The 14,996-nt window shown below is 67.9% G+C and carries 18 protein-coding genes; 13 read left to right on the top strand and 5 right to left on the bottom strand.

What is annotated here, in order from left to right; translation table 11 throughout:
* Positions 1 to 154: 154 nt before the first annotated feature.
* Positions 155 to 634 (bottom strand): Lrp/AsnC family transcriptional regulator, encoded by a 480-nt coding sequence (locus tag KB879_RS11255; RefSeq protein WP_010809356.1) that lies wholly within the window; start codon positions 632 to 634, stop codon positions 155 to 157.
* A gap of 168 nt (positions 635 to 802) precedes the next feature.
* Positions 803 to 1,735 carry a LysR family transcriptional regulator gene (locus tag KB879_RS11250; protein ID WP_153956198.1) on the bottom strand — a complete coding sequence of 311 codons (933 nt, stop codon included), beginning with the start codon at positions 1,733 to 1,735 and terminating at the stop codon, positions 803 to 805.
* A 166-nt stretch (positions 1,736 to 1,901) separates the two neighbouring features.
* On the opposite strand from KB879_RS11250, the gene KB879_RS11245 reads away from it, so the two are divergent.
* The 6 genes from KB879_RS11245 to KB879_RS11220 all read left to right on the top strand — a co-directional run bounded on the left by KB879_RS11245 (position 1,902) and on the right by KB879_RS11220 (position 6,593).
* Positions 1,902 to 2,666: an SDR family oxidoreductase gene (locus KB879_RS11245; RefSeq protein WP_153956199.1), complete on the top strand. Its 765-nt coding sequence runs from the start codon at positions 1,902 to 1,904 to the stop codon at positions 2,664 to 2,666.
* Between the two features lie 128 nt (positions 2,667 to 2,794).
* Complete coding sequence (phnC, locus tag KB879_RS11240) at positions 2,795 to 3,649, top strand: phosphonate ABC transporter ATP-binding protein (protein ID WP_013952927.1); 855 nt, start codon at positions 2,795 to 2,797, stop codon at positions 3,647 to 3,649.
* A gap of 55 nt (positions 3,650 to 3,704) precedes the next feature.
* The gene (gene phnD, locus KB879_RS11235) at positions 3,705 to 4,697 is read left to right on the top strand and encodes a phosphonate ABC transporter substrate-binding protein (protein WP_013952926.1); all 993 of its coding nucleotides are present in this window, start codon (positions 3,705 to 3,707) and stop codon (positions 4,695 to 4,697) included.
* An 81-nt stretch (positions 4,698 to 4,778) separates the two neighbouring features.
* Positions 4,779 to 5,591, top strand: a complete 813-nt coding sequence (phnE, locus tag KB879_RS11230; RefSeq protein WP_013952925.1) for a phosphonate ABC transporter, permease protein PhnE — start codon at positions 4,779 to 4,781, stop codon at positions 5,589 to 5,591.
* 4 nt (positions 5,592 to 5,595) lie between these two features.
* A complete protein-coding gene (locus KB879_RS11225) occupies positions 5,596 to 6,132 on the top strand; it encodes a phosphonate degradation HD-domain oxygenase (protein ID WP_211981311.1) in 537 nt (178 codons plus the stop codon).
* Positions 6,129 to 6,593, top strand: coding sequence for a GNAT family N-acetyltransferase (locus tag KB879_RS11220; RefSeq protein WP_228772686.1), 465 nt, complete (start codon positions 6,129 to 6,131; stop codon positions 6,591 to 6,593). The genes KB879_RS11225 and KB879_RS11220 overlap by 4 nt, the downstream gene beginning before the upstream one ends.
* 41 nt (positions 6,594 to 6,634) lie before the next feature.
* Here the strand turns inward: KB879_RS11220 and phnN are convergent, their stop codons facing one another.
* The 3 genes from phnN to phnF form a co-directional block, all read right to left on the bottom strand.
* On the bottom strand, positions 6,635 to 7,225 hold the full coding sequence (phnN, locus tag KB879_RS11215; RefSeq protein ID WP_013952922.1) for a phosphonate metabolism protein/1,5-bisphosphokinase (PRPP-forming) PhnN: 591 nt from the start codon (positions 7,223 to 7,225) through the stop codon (positions 6,635 to 6,637).
* Complete coding sequence (locus KB879_RS11210) at positions 7,222 to 7,947, bottom strand: DUF1045 domain-containing protein (RefSeq protein ID WP_153956201.1); 726 nt, start codon at positions 7,945 to 7,947, stop codon at positions 7,222 to 7,224. The genes phnN and KB879_RS11210 overlap by 4 nt, the downstream gene beginning before the upstream one ends.
* Positions 7,948 to 8,076: 129 nt before the next feature.
* Positions 8,077 to 8,811: a phosphonate metabolism transcriptional regulator PhnF gene (gene phnF, locus KB879_RS11205; protein WP_041228631.1), complete on the bottom strand. Its 735-nt coding sequence runs from the start codon at positions 8,809 to 8,811 to the stop codon at positions 8,077 to 8,079.
* Positions 8,812 to 8,989: 178 nt separating this feature from the next.
* Between phnF and phnG the strand changes: the two genes are divergently transcribed.
* The 7 genes from phnG to KB879_RS11170 are packed head-to-tail and all read left to right on the top strand — an operon-like array spanning position 8,990 to position 14,865.
* Complete coding sequence (gene phnG / locus KB879_RS11200) at positions 8,990 to 9,475, top strand: phosphonate C-P lyase system protein PhnG (protein ID WP_153956203.1); 486 nt, start codon at positions 8,990 to 8,992, stop codon at positions 9,473 to 9,475.
* A gap of 1 nt (position 9,476) precedes the next feature.
* Complete coding sequence (phnH, locus tag KB879_RS11195; RefSeq protein ID WP_013952918.1) at positions 9,477 to 10,094, top strand: phosphonate C-P lyase system protein PhnH; 618 nt, start codon at positions 9,477 to 9,479, stop codon at positions 10,092 to 10,094.
* Position 10,095: 1 nt separating this feature from the next.
* Entirely contained in the window at positions 10,096 to 11,220 is a 1,125-nt protein-coding gene (locus KB879_RS11190) for a carbon-phosphorus lyase complex subunit PhnI (RefSeq protein ID WP_211981309.1), read from the top strand.
* Positions 11,217 to 12,119: an alpha-D-ribose 1-methylphosphonate 5-phosphate C-P-lyase PhnJ gene (locus KB879_RS11185; protein WP_211981307.1), complete on the top strand. Its 903-nt coding sequence runs from the start codon at positions 11,217 to 11,219 to the stop codon at positions 12,117 to 12,119. Before KB879_RS11190 ends, KB879_RS11185 begins: the two co-directional genes overlap by 4 nt.
* A complete protein-coding gene (phnK, locus tag KB879_RS11180) occupies positions 12,116 to 12,892 on the top strand; it encodes a phosphonate C-P lyase system protein PhnK (RefSeq protein WP_211981305.1) in 777 nt (258 codons plus the stop codon). The genes KB879_RS11185 and phnK overlap by 4 nt, the downstream gene beginning before the upstream one ends.
* 5 nt (positions 12,893 to 12,897) lie before the next feature.
* On the top strand, positions 12,898 to 13,623 hold the full coding sequence (gene phnL, locus KB879_RS11175; RefSeq protein WP_013952914.1) for a phosphonate C-P lyase system protein PhnL: 726 nt from the start codon (positions 12,898 to 12,900) through the stop codon (positions 13,621 to 13,623).
* A 24-nt stretch (positions 13,624 to 13,647) separates the two neighbouring features.
* Positions 13,648 to 14,865, top strand: a complete 1,218-nt coding sequence (locus KB879_RS11170; protein ID WP_211981303.1) for an alpha-D-ribose 1-methylphosphonate 5-triphosphate diphosphatase — start codon at positions 13,648 to 13,650, stop codon at positions 14,863 to 14,865.
* The last annotated feature ends 131 nt before the right edge of the window (positions 14,866 to 14,996 follow it).

The raw sequence follows: 14,996 nt of genomic DNA, 5'->3' as shown, positions 1-14,996 counted from the left end.
ATTCTATGGAGTGCCCTCCCGCATGAGATGCTGAAGTTGACTGCCCATTCGGCAGATGGCAGCACAATCCACTGCCGTTCACCGTCCGGGCTACGCGAGAATGCTGAGGCTGCGGCGTATCCCACGCCGGACGCCGGGGGGGCGCATTGCCCGGTTAGCGCGGATTGCGCAGCGGCAACGCTGTGTCGTACATCACTTGCTTGAGTGCGAAGCTGCTGCGGATGTTGGCGACGCCGGGGATGCGCGTGATCTCGTCGACGATCAGCCGCTCCACGGCCTGGACGTCGGCCACCACGGCGCGGATCAGGTAGTCGGCATCGCCCGTCATCAGGTAGCACTCCATCACGTTGGGCAGCGCGCGCACGGCGCGCTCGAAGGCATCGAGCCCCTCACGCGCCTGCCGCTCCAGCGACACGTGGATAAAGACGTTGACGTTGAGGCCAAGCTTCTGCGGATCGAGCAGCGTCACGCGCTGCCGGATGATCCCGCGCTGCTCCAGCGCGCGCACGCGCGCCAGGCAGGGCGACGGCGAGAGGTTGACGCGCGCGGCCAGCTCGACGTTGGTCAGGCTGGCGTCGCGCTGCAACGCCTCGAGGATCCGGATATTGATTTCATCCAGTTCGGGTTCCTGCATGGGGTTCCTGTATGGCCGGCTCGATGTAAAGCGCATGGCGCCCTGCCTCCTTGCGGAAACGGGGCGCCGGGCAGAGCACTAGAATACAGGCCGCGCCACGCGGGCGGCAATCTTCCGGGCTTGCGGGGTCGCCACATGGCGCTCATGGGACCCGGCCAGCAGCCGGCATCAGGTTCCCGCGCCCTCCCCGCGTGCCTGCGCCCATGCGTCCCAGTACGGCGGACTCCCGATGGCCGTGCGCACGCACTCCGCAAACGCGCGCAGCCGCGCCGACACCCGCCGGCCTTCCGGGTGGGCGATATAGATGGATTCCGGCTCGGCCCGCAGGCCGACATCGATCACTGCCAGCGCACCCTGCCGGATGGCATCGCCGGCAATAAAGGTCGGCAACAACGCGATGCCGACTCCCGCGATGGCGGCATCGCGCATCATGTCGCCGTTGTTGACGCGCAGCGCAACGGCGGCACGGGCGATCTCGGTGCCGTCCGGGCCTTGCAGGCGCCAGTCAGCCGCGCCGCGGTTGGCGTAGAAGATGCCACGGTGCTGCTGCAGCTCCGCCAGCGTAGCCGGCGTGCCCATCTGCGCGAGGTAATCCGGGGATGCGACCAGGAGGCGGTGGCTGGGGGCAAGCTGCCATGCCACCAGGCGCGAGTTCCCCAGCGGGCCGTGCCGCACCACGGCGTCATAACTGTCCGTGGCCGCGTCCACGCGCCGGTCGTCCAGGTCCAGGCTCAGCTCCAGTTCTGGATGCCGGGCCAGGAACGGATAGATGGCAGGCCCCAGGTGCATCCGGCCAAATGTGACCGGCGCGGAAATCCGCAACGACCCGGCCAGAGTGCCGCGCCGCTCGGCAACATCGGTTGCCGCCGCCTCCACTTCATGCAGGATGCGCGCGGCCCGCTCCAGGAAGGCGGCGCCGTCCTCGGTCAGCGACAGCCGCCGCGTGGTCCGGCGCAGCAGGTTGGCACCCATCGCCTTTTCAAGCTCGGCCAGGCGTTCGCTGACCACGGACTTGGACAAGTTGAGCCGCCTCGCGGCCTCGCTGATGGAGCCTGCCTCCACCACGGCGACAAAGCTGGCGACACCTTCTAGCTTGAACATTGTTCGGCATATCCGGAAAGTTGTTCCGCGATCTTCAGTCTAGTGCGAACCGCGCGCGGTACCCATACTGGTTTCACGAGGCAGCGGGACGGTTCCTGCTGCCCTACCCGCAAAACCGGCGCCGTCGACCAGCAAGTTGCCCCGCGCGCCAGACCGGAGATCGATCATGGGACGTTTGTCTGGAAAAGTTGCCATCATTACCGGCGCCAGTGCCGGCATTGGCCGCGCCACTGCCTTGCTGTTTGCCGCCGAAGGCGCCAGGGTGGTAGTCGGTGCCCGCCGCCAGTCCGAACTGGACAGCCTGGTGGCGCAGATCAGTGACGCCGGCGGCGACGCGGTGGCGCTCGCCGGCGATGTGCGGCGCGAGGAATACGCCAGCGCGCTGGTGGCGCTGGCGGTCGAGCGCTATGGCCGCCTGGATATCGCCTTCAACAACGCCGGCACGCTCGGCGAGGGCGGGCCCAGCACCGGGGTTTCGGCGGAGGGCTGGAACGACACCCTTGCCATCAATCTCACCGGCGCGTTCCTCGGCGCCAAGCACCAGCTTGCACAGATGCTGAAGGATGGCGGCGGTTCGGTGATCTTCACATCGACCTTCGTTGGCTACACCGTCGCCTTTCCCGGCGTGGCCGCGTATGCGGCAAGCAAGTCCGGCCTGATCGGCCTGACGCAGGCGCTGGCGGCCGAGTATGGGCCGCAGGGCATCCGCGTCAATGCGATCCTGCCAGGCGCCGTGGACACGGACATGTATCGCACCATGAACGACACCGCGGAGTCGCAGGCGTTCATCACCAACCTGCATGCGCTCAAGCGCGTGGCAACGCCGGAAGAACTGGCGCGCTCGGTGTTGTACCTGGCATCGGACGATTCGGCTTTCGTCACCGGCACGGCGTCGCTGGTGGATGGCGGCGTCTCGATCACGCGCACCTGACCCACCGGCGCCGGCGGCCAGCACGGCTGCCGGCGCTGCCGACTGCTTTCAGCCCCCTTCCGCTCAAGTCATCGTTCTGTCATCCGCCCCGGCCAGAATGCGCAGGTCATTCAAGTCAGGGAGTGGACATGACGCACGCAATTGAAGTCCGCGGGCTTTCCAAATCGTTCCGCGCGGACCGCAAGGCGCTTGACGATGTCACGCTGCACATCGCGCCAGGCGAGATGGTCGCCCTGCTGGGTGCATCGGGATCGGGCAAGTCCACGCTGTTGCGCCACGTTGCCGGATTCATCACGGGCGATGCCGGCGCCGGCGAAATCCTCGTCAACGGCCGCCATGTGCAGCGCAACGGCCGCCTCGCCCGCAACGTGCGCAAGGTGCGTGGCGAGATCGGGTTTGTGTTCCAGCAGTTCAACCTGGTGGGCCGTCTTCCGGTCATCACCAACGTGCTGGTCGGCATGCTGGCCCGCGTGCCCAAGTGGCGCAGCCTGCTGCGCATCTTCACGGCCGATGAAGTCCAGGGCGGGCTCGATGTGCTTGCACAAGTTGGTATAGACGACTATGCGTTTCAACGGGCCTCGACGCTGTCGGGCGGCCAGCAGCAGCGCGCCGCCATCGCCCGCACGCTGGTGCAGAACGCCAGCGTGATCCTGGCCGACGAGCCGATCGCCTCGCTCGACCCGGAATCGTCGCGTCGGGTGATGTCGCTGCTCAGGCAGATCAACCGCACGCGCAAGGTCGCGGTGCTGGTGTCGCTGCACCAGGTGGATGTGGCGATGCGCTACTGCCCCCGCGTGGTGGCGCTGCGCCACGGCAAGGTGGTCTATGACGGACCCTCTGCCGCGCTCACGCCCGGCATGCTGCGCGATCTCTACGGTACCGAAGCCGACGAGCTGCTGCACGATTCCGTGCCCGACGAAGACGTATCCACTACGGCCATGCCGGCACCGGCGATGGTCACGATGAACCTGGCGGCCGCCTGAACGGCAGCCTGTCCAGACCGCTTTCCACCCAAACCGCTTCCCACCGGAGTTGTCCATGCTTCGCAGAACCTTTCTCGCCGTCGTGGCCTCGGGCGTGGTCGCCCTGCCCGCCTTTGCGCAGGATGCCAAGAGCCTGAACATCGGCTTTATCTCGACTGAATCGTCATCGAACCTGAAGTCTGCCTGGCAGCCGCTGATCGACGATCTCAGCAAGACGCTGGGTGTACCCGTCAAGCCCTTCTTTGCGTCCGACTATGCCGGCATCATCGAAGGCATGCGCTTCAACAAGGTGCAGATCGCCTGGTTCGGCAACAAGTCGGCCATGGAGGCCGTGGACCGTGCCAGCGGCGAAGTCTTTGCATCGGTGATCGACAAGGACGGCAACCCGGGCTACTGGTCGGTGCTGATCGTCAACAAGGACAGCGACCTGAAGAGCGTCGAAGACGTGATCAAGCGCGGCAAGGATCTCAGCTACGGCGCCGGCGACCCCAATTCCACCTCTGGCACGGCCGTGCCGGGCTTCTACCTGTGGACTGCCAACAAGGTCGAGCCGAAGACGCTGTTCAAGGCCGTGCGCATCGGCAACCACGAGACCAACCTGCTGTCGGTGCTGAACAAGCAGGTGGATGTGGCGGTGAACAACACCGAGAACATGGAGCGCTATCGCATCAACACCGGCAAGAACGCCTATGACCAGGTGCGGGTGCTGTGGAAGTCGCCGCTGATCCCGGCCGATCCGATGGTCTATCGCAAGGACCTGCCGCCGGAGATGAAGAAGAAGATCCAGGCCTTCTTCGTCAACTACGGCAAGGGTGCCGAGGCCGCGCGTGAAAAGCAGGTGCTGGCCACCCTGACCTACCAGGGCTTCCGCACCGCCAGCGATGCGCAACTGGTGCCGATCCGCCAGATCGAGCTGGCCCGCGAGAAGGCGAAGATCGAATCGGACACCACCCTGGCCGCTGCCGACAAGGAAAAACGGCTGGCCGAAGTGAGCCGCCGCCTGGCTGAGCTGGACAAGGCCGCCGGCAACGCCACCAGCACGCAATAAGCCCCACCCCGACGAGGCCGGTGGCACCCCGCCGCCGGCCTCGCATCGCCTTCGTTCCCCCGCTTGATTCCGGATTGCCCCATGACTGTCACCGCCAGGCCCGGCCTGCCTCCCACACCCCGAAGTAACGTGCGCCCGCCGCGCACTTCCCTTGCCGTGATGCTGACCTGGGCAGTCCTGCTGGCCATGCTCGCCCTGTCCTGGCAAGGCGCCGACATGCGCCCGCTGGACCTGCTGCGCGACTCGGATAACATGGCAAAATTTGCCGCCGATTTCTTCCCGCCCGACTTCCGCGACTGGCGGCACTACCTGGACGAGATGCTCGTCACCGTGCAGATCGCGCTGTGGGGCACCGCCCTGGCCGTGGTGATGGCGGTGCCGCTGGGCCTGCTGTGCTCGGCCAATATCGTCCCGGCGTGGGCCTACCAGCCCGCACGCCGCATCATGGACGCCTGCCGCGCCATCAATGAGATGGTGTTCGCCATGCTGTTCATCGTGGCCGTAGGCCTGGGACCGTTTGCCGGCGTGCTGGCGATCTGGATCCACACCACCGGGGTGCTGGCCAAGCTGTTCGCCGAAGCCGTCGAGGCCATCGACCCGCGCCCGGTGGAAGGCGTGCGCGCCACCGGCGCCGGCCCGATCGAGGAGATCGTCTATGGCGTGATTCCGCAGGTGCTGCCGCTGTGGCTGTCGTTCGCGCTGTACCGCTTCGAGTCCAACGTGCGCTCGGCCTCGGTGGTGGGCATCGTCGGCGCCGGCGGCATCGGCACCGTGCTGTGGGAGATCATCCGCAGCTTCCAGTACGGGCAGACCTGCGCCGTGATGATCATCATCATCCTGTTCGTCTCGGCCATCGACATCATCTCCGCACAAATCCGCAAGGTACTGGTCTGACATCATGCTGAACCTGTCCCACATCGAAACGCTGTTTGCCGACCATGGCAATGCCTGGTACGGCGGCGAAGCCATCAGCCAGACCGAGCACGCGCTGCAATGCGCGCAACTGGCCGAGCAGGCCGGCGAGCCCGAGCCACTAATCGTCGCGGCCCTGCTCCATGACGTTGGCCACCTGCTGCTGGCCGAAAGCACCACCACCGACATGCGCCACCAGGAGGCCGCCGCCGATGCGCTGGCCGGGCTGTTCGGCGATGAAGTGACCGAACCCGTGCGCCTGCACGTGGCGGCCAAACGCTACCTGTGCGCCGTCGATCCCGCGTATTCCGGCACGCTGTCGCCCGCTTCCATGCAAAGCCTGGCGCTGCAAGGCGGCCCGTACAGCGCCGCCCAGGCCGATGCGTTCGCCGCGAGCCGCCACGCCGCCGCCGCGGTGCGCCTGCGCCGCTACGACGACCTGGCCAAGGTGGTCGACCTGGCCACGCCGCCGCTGGCGCACTATCTGGACATGGCCGCGCGTTGCGCGCGGACTGGCGCATGAACACCATGGCTGAAGCTGTACTTACCCTGCGTGAAGTGCGCGGTTCCGACTCGGAACTGCGGCACCTGTCCGCGCTGCTGGCCGCGATGGACGACGAAACGCCGCTGCCGCTGGCCACCATGCGCGAGCGCTACGCTACCATGCGCCGCTATCCGGACTACCGCTGCTACATGATGGTGGACGAGGACGAGGTGCCGCTGGGCACCTTCAGCCTGCTGGTATTCCCCGTGATGGTCCACGACGGGCGTCCCGAGGCGATTGTTGAGGCAGTGGTGGTGGCGCCGTCCGCGCGCGGCATGGGCGTCGGCAAGGCGATGATGCGCGAAGCCATGCGCCTGGCCCGTGAGGCTGGTGCGGCCAAGCTGGCGCTGTCGTCCAACGCGCGGCGCCTGCAGGCCCACCAGTTCTATCGCCGGCTCGGGTTCACCGAGCACGGCATCAGCTTCAGCATCGAAATCTGATGGCAAGGCCGTGCCGTAGGCTTCGCTTCGGCACGGGCTTATCAGCTTAATGTTGCGCTATCGGAAGTAGCCCCAACCAACCGCGCGAACGCATCCGCCGCGCTTTCCAGGGCGCCGCTATTGTCGAACTCGACCAGGCGGCACCCAGCCGGCACGGTGAATGCCTGCGCCGCGCGCGCCAGGCGCCGGGCAATCGCTTCTTCCGACTCGCGGCCACGCTGGCGCAGCCGGGTGGCCAGCACCTCCGGGCGCACGCGCACATGCACGGCGCACAGCTTCGGGTAGCGCGCCACGGCTTGCGGCAGGTACTCGCGCGAGCCATTGACGATCACGGTCAGGCCCCTGGCCAGCCACTGCTCGATCTCGATGCCGATGCCGTAATGCAGCCCGTGGCTGTGCCAGTCCAGCGCCAGGCATCCGAGCGCCTGGCGGCGCCGGAATTCATCGGGGGTGAGCGCAACGGAGGCCTCGTTGGCATCGGCCTCGCGGGTGATATAGCGATGCGCGATGACGATGCGGTCGTCCGGCCCGAGGCGCTCGCGCAACGCGCGCAGCAGCGAGTCCTTGCCGCTGCCGGACGGCCCCATCAGGTAGAACAGGCCGTGTCCGTCGGCCGCGCCATGTGCGTTCATGCGTCCAGGTACGCCGCGCCGGCGCCATCGATGGTGTTGCCATTGAAACCGTAGTGGCGAGCAACGATAAAGTCGTCGCCCGGCGCCGGCTGCACGAATACGCTGATTCCGTCCACATGAAGCGGCGCCTGCAGCAACTTGCCGCTCGCGGCCCCCAGGCGCTCGATGGCGGCGCGCTGGGCGGCAGTATCAAGCATGCCAGTCAGCGTGATATGGAAGACGAAGGTACCGAACACGTACGGGTAGCCCCATGCGTCGAGCATGCGGCGCTCTTCGTCGCTCAACTGGTCCGGTTTGCGCCGGCCGAGTTCTTCGGCCGTGGGCGGAGCGCGGAAGCGCTCGAATGCCAGTACGCTTGTATCGGCCAGCGCCTGCATCGGGGGGGATCCGCCATCGGCCAGGCACCATGCCACAAAACCCCGCAGCGCACGCAGCGCCAGCGGCGCGTCGAATGCCTCGCAGCCACGCACGAAGTCCCGTGCAGCGGCGTCGAGCATCGGGCCGTTGGTGCCCTGCGCAAGCCGGAATGGCGGCTTCAGCGTGGCATGCAGGCCGTAGTGAGCCGGGATATGGACCCATTCCGCGGGCGGCGGCGCCATGCCCGCCGGGGCGGGCAGCGCGGTGCCGGTATCGGCGTCGCGGCCCAGCCACTGGCTGCCAAATGTGCGGAAGGGATCGGAGGGCGCCAGGTAGATGGCGTAACGGTGCGCTGGCAAGGTCATGCGGCAAGGTTACCAGCGGCGCCAAACGCCCGGCGGCGGCGACTGCCCTGGTTTGTGGTCTGGACCGCAGACACGTTAGCGCAGGCAGATGACAGCCGGATGTCTAGACCAATGCCACGGCGCTCCGCCTCAATCACTGTCGGAAACCGTCAGCTGCACCCAGTCCCCGGCAAAGCGCACCACGCTGTACTGCACCGGCGCCCCGTCGATATCAACGTTCAGCGCCTCCACCTGCAGCACCGGGCGCGTCTTCGGCTGGTTCAGCAGCCGCGCCACCGGGGCGCTGGGCATGGCCGCCGTGATGCGCGACCACTTGCGCGTGTAGTCGGCAATGCCGAAATGCGCCAGCGCGCGCGACACGGATTGCCTGGCGCGCAGCACCTCGTCGATACCCGGGAAGCGCTTGAGGTCGAAGTAATGCTCGGCAACGTCGATGGTGCGCGCTTCGGTCTTGCCGATCATCTGCACGTGCAGGATCTCCGCCGTGCGCGCCAGGCCCAGTTGCTTTGCCACTTCCGGCGCGCGCACCACCTGGCTGTCGATGATCTCGGTATGCCCGCGCATGCCCTGCGCGGCCAGGTTTTGCGAGAAGCGCGTGCGGCGCCCGATCGCGTAGTCGATCGCATGCTCCTGCACGAAGGTGCCGCGGCCCTGCTCGATCCGCACCAGCCCGCTCAGCTCCAGCTCGCCCATGGCGCGGCGGATGGTGTGGCGGTTGACCGCGAAGCGCGTGGCCAGTTCAGGCTCAGGGGGCAGCTGTTCGCCGGGCAGGTACAGCTTCTTGCGGATGTCGTCCGCCAGCGCCTCGCCAATCTGGCGCCATACCGCCACGCCGGAACCCCGTTCCACTTCTCGATCAGACATCTCGCGCTGCCCTCTTGTCATCAAGCGTTCACCATTGCCATGCGATTGTGCCTCAACCGCGCCGCGATGGCCGGGTGCCCGAGCAATGCCCCGCCCCGTCATGAAACGTTCATCTGCCTGTGGTCTAGTAGCTGCGTGTTCAAGCAGTGACATCTAAACGTATAGACGTATAGGGGTGATGATGCAAAGCGAAACCGCGCAGGCCCATGCCGCCCGCGCCGCCTGGCTCCGGATCCTGGCGACGGCGCCCACCGACGCGCTCGACGGCGCTTACCAGCGGCTTGGCCAGGCGCAAGCCCTGCCGGCCTATAGGCTGCTGCGCAAGCCGGAGTCCGGCATGGCCATGGTCCGGGCGCGCGCGGGCGGCACCGGCGCCCAGTTCAACCTGGGGGAAATCACGGTCACGCGCTGCGCGGTCGTGCTGGAAGACGGCGCTGCCGGGGCCGCTGCAGGCGTGGCCTATATCCAAGGCCGCAGCGCCCGCCATGCCGAACAGGCCGCGGTGCTGGACGCGCTGCTGCAGCGCCCGGCCTGGCACCAGCGCGTGCAGGACCTTGTGCTGGCGCCGTTGGCAAGCACGCAGGCGGAGCGCGCCGCACACGCAGCGGCCACTGCCGCCCAGACCCGCGTCGAGTTCTTCACCATGGTCCGGGGAGAGGACTGAGATGACTGCCATGCAACCGATCCCGTCCACCCCCGCCGCCTCGCTGCTGCCGGGTTTCAACAACCCGGTCGACGACGCCCAGCAGGTCTTCCGCGCCGCGCTGCAGGCGTTTGCCCATCCGGGCCGGCTGCAAACGCTGCCCGTGGCCAGCGGCCTGCCCGACGGCCTGTCGCCTGCGCTGGCCGCGCTGCTGCTGACGCTGGCCGATCCCGATACCCCGGTCTGGCTGCCTGCCGGCGTGCCGGCCGCGGCGCGCGCGTTCCTGCGCTTCCATTGCGGCTGCCCGCTGACCGACGATGTCGGCGCCGCGGCCTTTGTCTGCGTGCCCGCCGGATATGCCATGCCGGCACTGGCGGACTGCGCGCAAGGCGACCCGGCCTTCCCCGACCGCTCGGCCACGCTGCTGATGGAGGTGGCCTCGCTTGCCGATGGCGACACCCTCACGCTGCACGGCCCCGGCATCGAAACCACGCAGGTGCTGCGCGTGGCCGACCTGCCCGCGGACTTCCGCGCCGGCTGGCGCGCCAACAACGCCGGCTTCCCGCTCGGCGTGGACCTGCTGCTGGCCAGCGGCGACCGATTCTGCGCCTTGACGCGCACCACGCTGGTGGAGGACTGACATGTACGTAGCCGTCAAAGGTGGCGAGCGCGCCATCCTCAATTCCTACCGGATGCTCGATGCCTACCGCCGCGGCGATACCGCGGTGCCGGAACTTACGCTGGCGCAGATCCGCGAACAGATGCCGCTGGCGGTGTCGCGCGTCATGGCCGAGGGCTCGCTGTACGACCCGCACCTGGCCGCGCTGGCCCTGAAACAGGCCGCCGGGGACCAGATCGAGGCAATCTTCCTGCTGCGTGCCTATCGAACCACGCTGGCACGCTTCGGCTACACCCATCCGGTGGATACGGGTTCGATGCGCCTGCAGCGGCGGATCTCGTCCACGTTCAAGGACGTGCCGGGCGGCCAGGTGCTGGGGCCGACCTACGACTACACCCAGCGCCTGCTGGATTTCACGCTCGAAGCAGGCCGCGACCCCGAGCCGCTGCCGCCCTCGCCCGAACCCCTCGCCGCCAGCATGCCGCGCGTGACCGGCCTGCTGGAAGCGGATGAACTGGTCGAAGCCGACCAGATCCCCGCGGGCGACCCCACGCCGCCCGACCTGACGCGCGAGCCGCTGGCCTTCCCCGCCAACCGCGCCGCGCGCCTGCAGAACCTGGCGCGCGCCGATGAGGGTTTCCTGCTGTCGATGGGCTATTCCACCCAGCGCGGCTACGGCAACTCGCACCCGTTCGCGGCCGAGATCCGCTACGGCACGGCCGAGGTCGAACTGTTCGTGGAAGAACTGGGCTTCGCGGTCACTATCGGCGAGATCGAGCTGACAGAATGCCAGATAGTGAGCCAGTTCGCCGGCAATGCCGACGAAGCCCCGCGGTTCACACGCGGCTACGGGCTGGTGTTCGGCTACAACGAGCGCAAGGCCATGTCGATGGCGCTGGCCGACCGCGCCATGCGCGCCGAAGAGCTCGGCGAAGCCGCCGACGCCCCGGCCAACGATATCGAATTCATGCTGTACCACAGCGACAACGTCGAGGCCTCCGGGTTCGTGCAGCACCTGAAGCTGCCCCACTACGTGGACTTCCAGGCCAACCTGGAACTGCTGCGCCGGCTGCGCGCGGAACAGGATGGCGCCGTGACCGCTACCGTCCAGGCGCAACCGCAGCCGCAAGAGGAGACCCTGGCATGACCACCGCCGACACCACCATGGCAACGGGCATTGCCCGCGACGACCACTACAACTTCGGCTATCTGGACGAGTCGACCAAGCGCATGCTGCGCCGCGCGCTGCTCAAGGCCGTGGCGATTCCCGGCTACCAGGTGCCCTTCGGCAGCCGCGAGATGCCGCTGCCTTACGGCTGGGGCACGGGCGGCATCCAGGTGACGGCCGCCATCATCGGCAAGGATGACGTGCTCAAGGTGATCGACCAGGGCTCGGACGACACCACCAATGCCATCAATATCCGCCGCTTCTTCGGCCGCGTCACCGGCGTGCAGACCACCGAGCGCACTGCCGAGGCCAGCATCATCCAGACCCGTCACCGGATTCCGGAAACGCGGCTGCGCGCTGGCCAGACCATGGTGTTCCAGGTGCCCATCCCCGAGCCGCTGCGCTGGCTGGAACCGAGCGAGGGCGAGACTCGCACCATGCACGCACTGGCCGAATACGGCGCGATGCACGTCAAGCTGTATGAGGACATCGCCCATCACGGCCATATCGCCACCACCTACGACTACCCCGTGATCGTCAACCAGCGCTACATGATGCGGCCGTCGCCGATCCCCAAGTTCGACAATCCCAAGCTCGACCGCAGCCCCGCGCTGATGCTGTTCGGCGCCGGGCGCGAGAAGCGCGTCTATGCCGTGCCGCCGTACACCGCGGTCAGGAGCCTGGACTTCGCCGACCATCCCTTCACGGTGGAAAAGTGGTCCAGTTGCTGCGCCCAGTGCGGCGCCACCGACAGCTACCTGGACGAGATCATCACCGACAACGCCGGCACGCGCCTGTTCGTGTGCTCGGACACCGAGTACTGCGCCGACCGCCAGGCGGCCCAGGCCGTCAAGGCCGCTGCCGGAGGTGCCCGATGAGCGCCACTCCGCTGCTATCGGTGCGCAACCTGACGCGCACCTGGGAGGGCCTGCACGGCTGCCATGACGTCAGCCTCGACCTGTACCCGGGCGAGGTGCTGTGCGTGGTGGGCGAATCGGGCTCCGGCAAGAGCACGCTGCTGCAGGCCTTGTCGATGCAGGCGCCGGCGCAGCGCGGCAGCGTGAGCTACGACATGCGCGAGTCAGGCCTGACCGACCTGGCCACGCTGTCCAGCGCGCGCTTGCGGCTGCTGGCCCGCACTGACTGGGGCTTCGTGCGCCAGCATGCGCGCGATGGCCTGCGCATGCAGGTCAGCGCCGGTGCCAATATCGCCGAGCGCCTGATGGCCGTGGGCGAGCGCCACTACGGCAACCTGCGCGAGCTCGCCGGCAACTGGCTGGAGAAGATGGAAATCGACCTGGCCCGCTTGGACGACGTTCCCGGCACCTTCTCCGGGGGCATGCAGCAGCGTTTGCAGATCGCGCGCAACCTGGTCACGCACCCGCGCCTGGTGTTCATGGACGAGCCCACGGCGTCATTGGACGTGTCGGTGCAGGCCCGCTTGCTCGATCTGCTGCGCCGCCTGGTGGCAGACCTGGGCCTCGCCGCCGTGCTGGTCACGCACGACCTGGCCGTGGCGCGCCTGCTCGCACACCGCACGCTGGTCATGCAGGGCGGCCGCGTGGTGGAGCAAGGCCTGACCGACCAGATCCTCGACGACCCGCAGCACCCGTACACGCAGTTGCTGGTCTCTTCCATCCTGCAGGGCTGACGACGATGCACGCAGAATACCCACAGAAACTGGTCGAGGTTCGCGGCCTCGGCAAGATGTTTACGCTGCACAACCAGGGCGGCATCCGCCTGCCGGTGCTGCGCGCGATGGATTTCGATGCCGCCCGCGGCGAATGCCTGGTGCTGTCGGGGCCGTCCGGCACCGGCAAGAGCACCCTCCTGCGCTGCCTGTACGGCAACTACCTGGCCACCGAAGGCAGCATCCGCCTGCGCGATACCAGCGCCGAGGGCGAGCCGTGGGTCGAGCTGACCCATGCCCCCGAGCAACGCGTGCTGAAGCTGCGCCGCGACGTGATCGGCTATGTCAGCCAGTTCCTGCGCGCGATTCCCCGCGTCGGCGCGCTCGACGTGGTGGCCGATCCGCTGCAGCAGCGCGGCGCCAGCCATGAGGAAGCGCGTGCCCGCGCGGCAGAGCTGCTGGCACGGCTGAACCTGCCGCGCCGGCTGTGGGATTTGCCGCCGGCCACTTTCTCCGGTGGCGAGCAGCAGCGCGTGAACATCGCGCGCGGCCTGATCGGCGGCCACCCGATCCTGCTGCTGGACGAGCCCACCGCCTCGCTGGACGCCGACAACCGCACCGTGGTGGTCGACCTGATCCGCGAGGCCCTGACCGAAGGCCGCGCGCTGATCGGCATCTTCCACGACGAAGCCGTGCGCGATGCCGTGGCCACGCGCCTGCTGCCGCTGCAACCCGCTACCGCCCTTGCCTGATTTGATCCCAGAACGGAGCCGGACATGTCTGCTACCTACCTGACGCACGCCACCCTGGTACTGCCGGACCGCGTGCTGCACGACAGCGCGCTGCTGATCGAAGATGGCCGCATCGCCGCCATCGAACCGGCACCCGCCGCGGTGCCCGCCCACGCCGCCGTGATCGACCTGCATGGCCACACGGTGATGCCGGGCCTGGTCGACGTGCATTGCGACGCCATCGAGAAGGAAGTGGAACCGCGCGCCAGCGTGCTGTTCCCGCTGGACTTTGCCGTGGCCCAGGTCGACCGCCGCAATGCCGCGGCCGGCATTACCACGCCGTACCACGCGCTGTCGTTCGCCGGCAACCAGTTCGGCGTGCGCAATGTCGATACCGCGGCCACGCTGGTGCGCACCCTGGCCGCGTATCGCCGCCACAGCCTGGTCGACAACCGCATCCATTGCCGCTACGAAGTCACCGATTCCAGCGCCGTGCCGGTGCTGGAAGCCCTGATGGCCGAGGGCGTGGTCGACCTGCTGTCCGTGATGGACCACTCGCCGGGCCAGGGCCAGTTCAAGACCATGGATGCCTACCTGGCCTACATGATGGGCAACCACGGCATGAGCCGCGAGGAAGCCGCCGATGCGGCCCACAAGAAGGCCGCCGCGCTGGAAGGCGCCCATGAGCGCGTCAACCGGCTGGTGGCCAGGGCGCACGCGCTGGGCATCCCTACCGCCAGCCATGACGACGATTCACCGCAGCGCATCGCCGCAATGCACGCGCTGGGCGTGCGCATTAGCGAGTTCCCGATCAACCTGGAAACCGCGCAAGCCGCGTGCGCCCAGGCGCTGCCGACCATCCTGGGCGCGCCCAACGTGCTGCGCGGCAAGAGCCAGAGCGGCTCGATGCGCGCCATCGACGCCATCCACGCCGGGGTCGGCACCATCCTGTGTTCGGACTACCAGCCGTCCACGCTGATCGCGGCCGCGTATGCCGCCGCGCGCCTGGCCGACCTGCCGCTGAACCAGGCGCTGGCGCTGGTCACCGCCAATCCCGCCGAGGCCTGCCTGCTGGACGACCGCGGGCGCCTGGCGCCGGGGCTGCGCGCGGACGTCATCGCCGTGTCCGGCGTGGCAGGCCAGCCGATGGTCACGCATACCTGGTCCGGCGGGCGGCTGGTGTTTGCGGCGGGGTATCCGTCGGTGCGGCACGTTGGCGACGCCGCCATGCCGCGCGAAACCGCGCTGCGCGAGGTGGCATAAGGAGGATTGGCGGGATTCGTAAAATTCCGCTGCGCCTCCGCCAGGCTGCTGATTTGAACAGGAAATCGAGCGCAACCTCGGTCAGCGCTTGGACGAGCCGGCGCCGGTCAGGCCGGCAACACTGTAGCGCT

Source organism: Cupriavidus sp. KK10, assembly GCF_018223725.1.
In the GTDB taxonomy this organism is placed as follows: Bacteria; Pseudomonadota; Gammaproteobacteria; order Burkholderiales; family Burkholderiaceae; genus Cupriavidus; species Cupriavidus necator.
Note: the sequence above shows the minus strand (reverse complement) of the source record. Positions and strands in the feature narration are given on the sequence as shown.

Coding starts and splice junctions, on each gene's coding strand:
- KB879_RS11255 (WP_010809356.1), bottom strand. CDS start 634: ATGCAGGAACCCGAACTGGATGAAATCAATATCCGGATCCTCGAGGCG.
- KB879_RS11250 (WP_153956198.1), bottom strand. CDS start 1,735: ATGTTCAAGCTAGAAGGTGTCGCCAGCTTTGTCGCCGTGGTGGAGGCA.
- KB879_RS11245 (WP_153956199.1), top strand. CDS start 1,902: ATGGGACGTTTGTCTGGAAAAGTTGCCATCATTACCGGCGCCAGTGCC.
- phnC (WP_013952927.1), top strand. CDS start 2,795: ATGACGCACGCAATTGAAGTCCGCGGGCTTTCCAAATCGTTCCGCGCG.
- phnD (WP_013952926.1), top strand. CDS start 3,705: ATGCTTCGCAGAACCTTTCTCGCCGTCGTGGCCTCGGGCGTGGTCGCC.
- phnE (WP_013952925.1), top strand. CDS start 4,779: ATGACTGTCACCGCCAGGCCCGGCCTGCCTCCCACACCCCGAAGTAAC.
- KB879_RS11225 (WP_211981311.1), top strand. CDS start 5,596: ATGCTGAACCTGTCCCACATCGAAACGCTGTTTGCCGACCATGGCAAT.
- KB879_RS11220 (WP_228772686.1), top strand. CDS start 6,129: ATGAACACCATGGCTGAAGCTGTACTTACCCTGCGTGAAGTGCGCGGT.
- phnN (WP_013952922.1), bottom strand. CDS start 7,225: ATGAACGCACATGGCGCGGCCGACGGACACGGCCTGTTCTACCTGATG.
- KB879_RS11210 (WP_153956201.1), bottom strand. CDS start 7,947: ATGACCTTGCCAGCGCACCGTTACGCCATCTACCTGGCGCCCTCCGAT.
- phnF (WP_041228631.1), bottom strand. CDS start 8,811: ATGTCTGATCGAGAAGTGGAACGGGGTTCCGGCGTGGCGGTATGGCGC.
- phnG (WP_153956203.1), top strand. CDS start 8,990: ATGATGCAAAGCGAAACCGCGCAGGCCCATGCCGCCCGCGCCGCCTGG.
- phnH (WP_013952918.1), top strand. CDS start 9,477: ATGACTGCCATGCAACCGATCCCGTCCACCCCCGCCGCCTCGCTGCTG.
- KB879_RS11190 (WP_211981309.1), top strand. CDS start 10,096: ATGTACGTAGCCGTCAAAGGTGGCGAGCGCGCCATCCTCAATTCCTAC.
- KB879_RS11185 (WP_211981307.1), top strand. CDS start 11,217: ATGACCACCGCCGACACCACCATGGCAACGGGCATTGCCCGCGACGAC.
- phnK (WP_211981305.1), top strand. CDS start 12,116: ATGAGCGCCACTCCGCTGCTATCGGTGCGCAACCTGACGCGCACCTGG.
- phnL (WP_013952914.1), top strand. CDS start 12,898: ATGCACGCAGAATACCCACAGAAACTGGTCGAGGTTCGCGGCCTCGGC.
- KB879_RS11170 (WP_211981303.1), top strand. CDS start 13,648: ATGTCTGCTACCTACCTGACGCACGCCACCCTGGTACTGCCGGACCGC.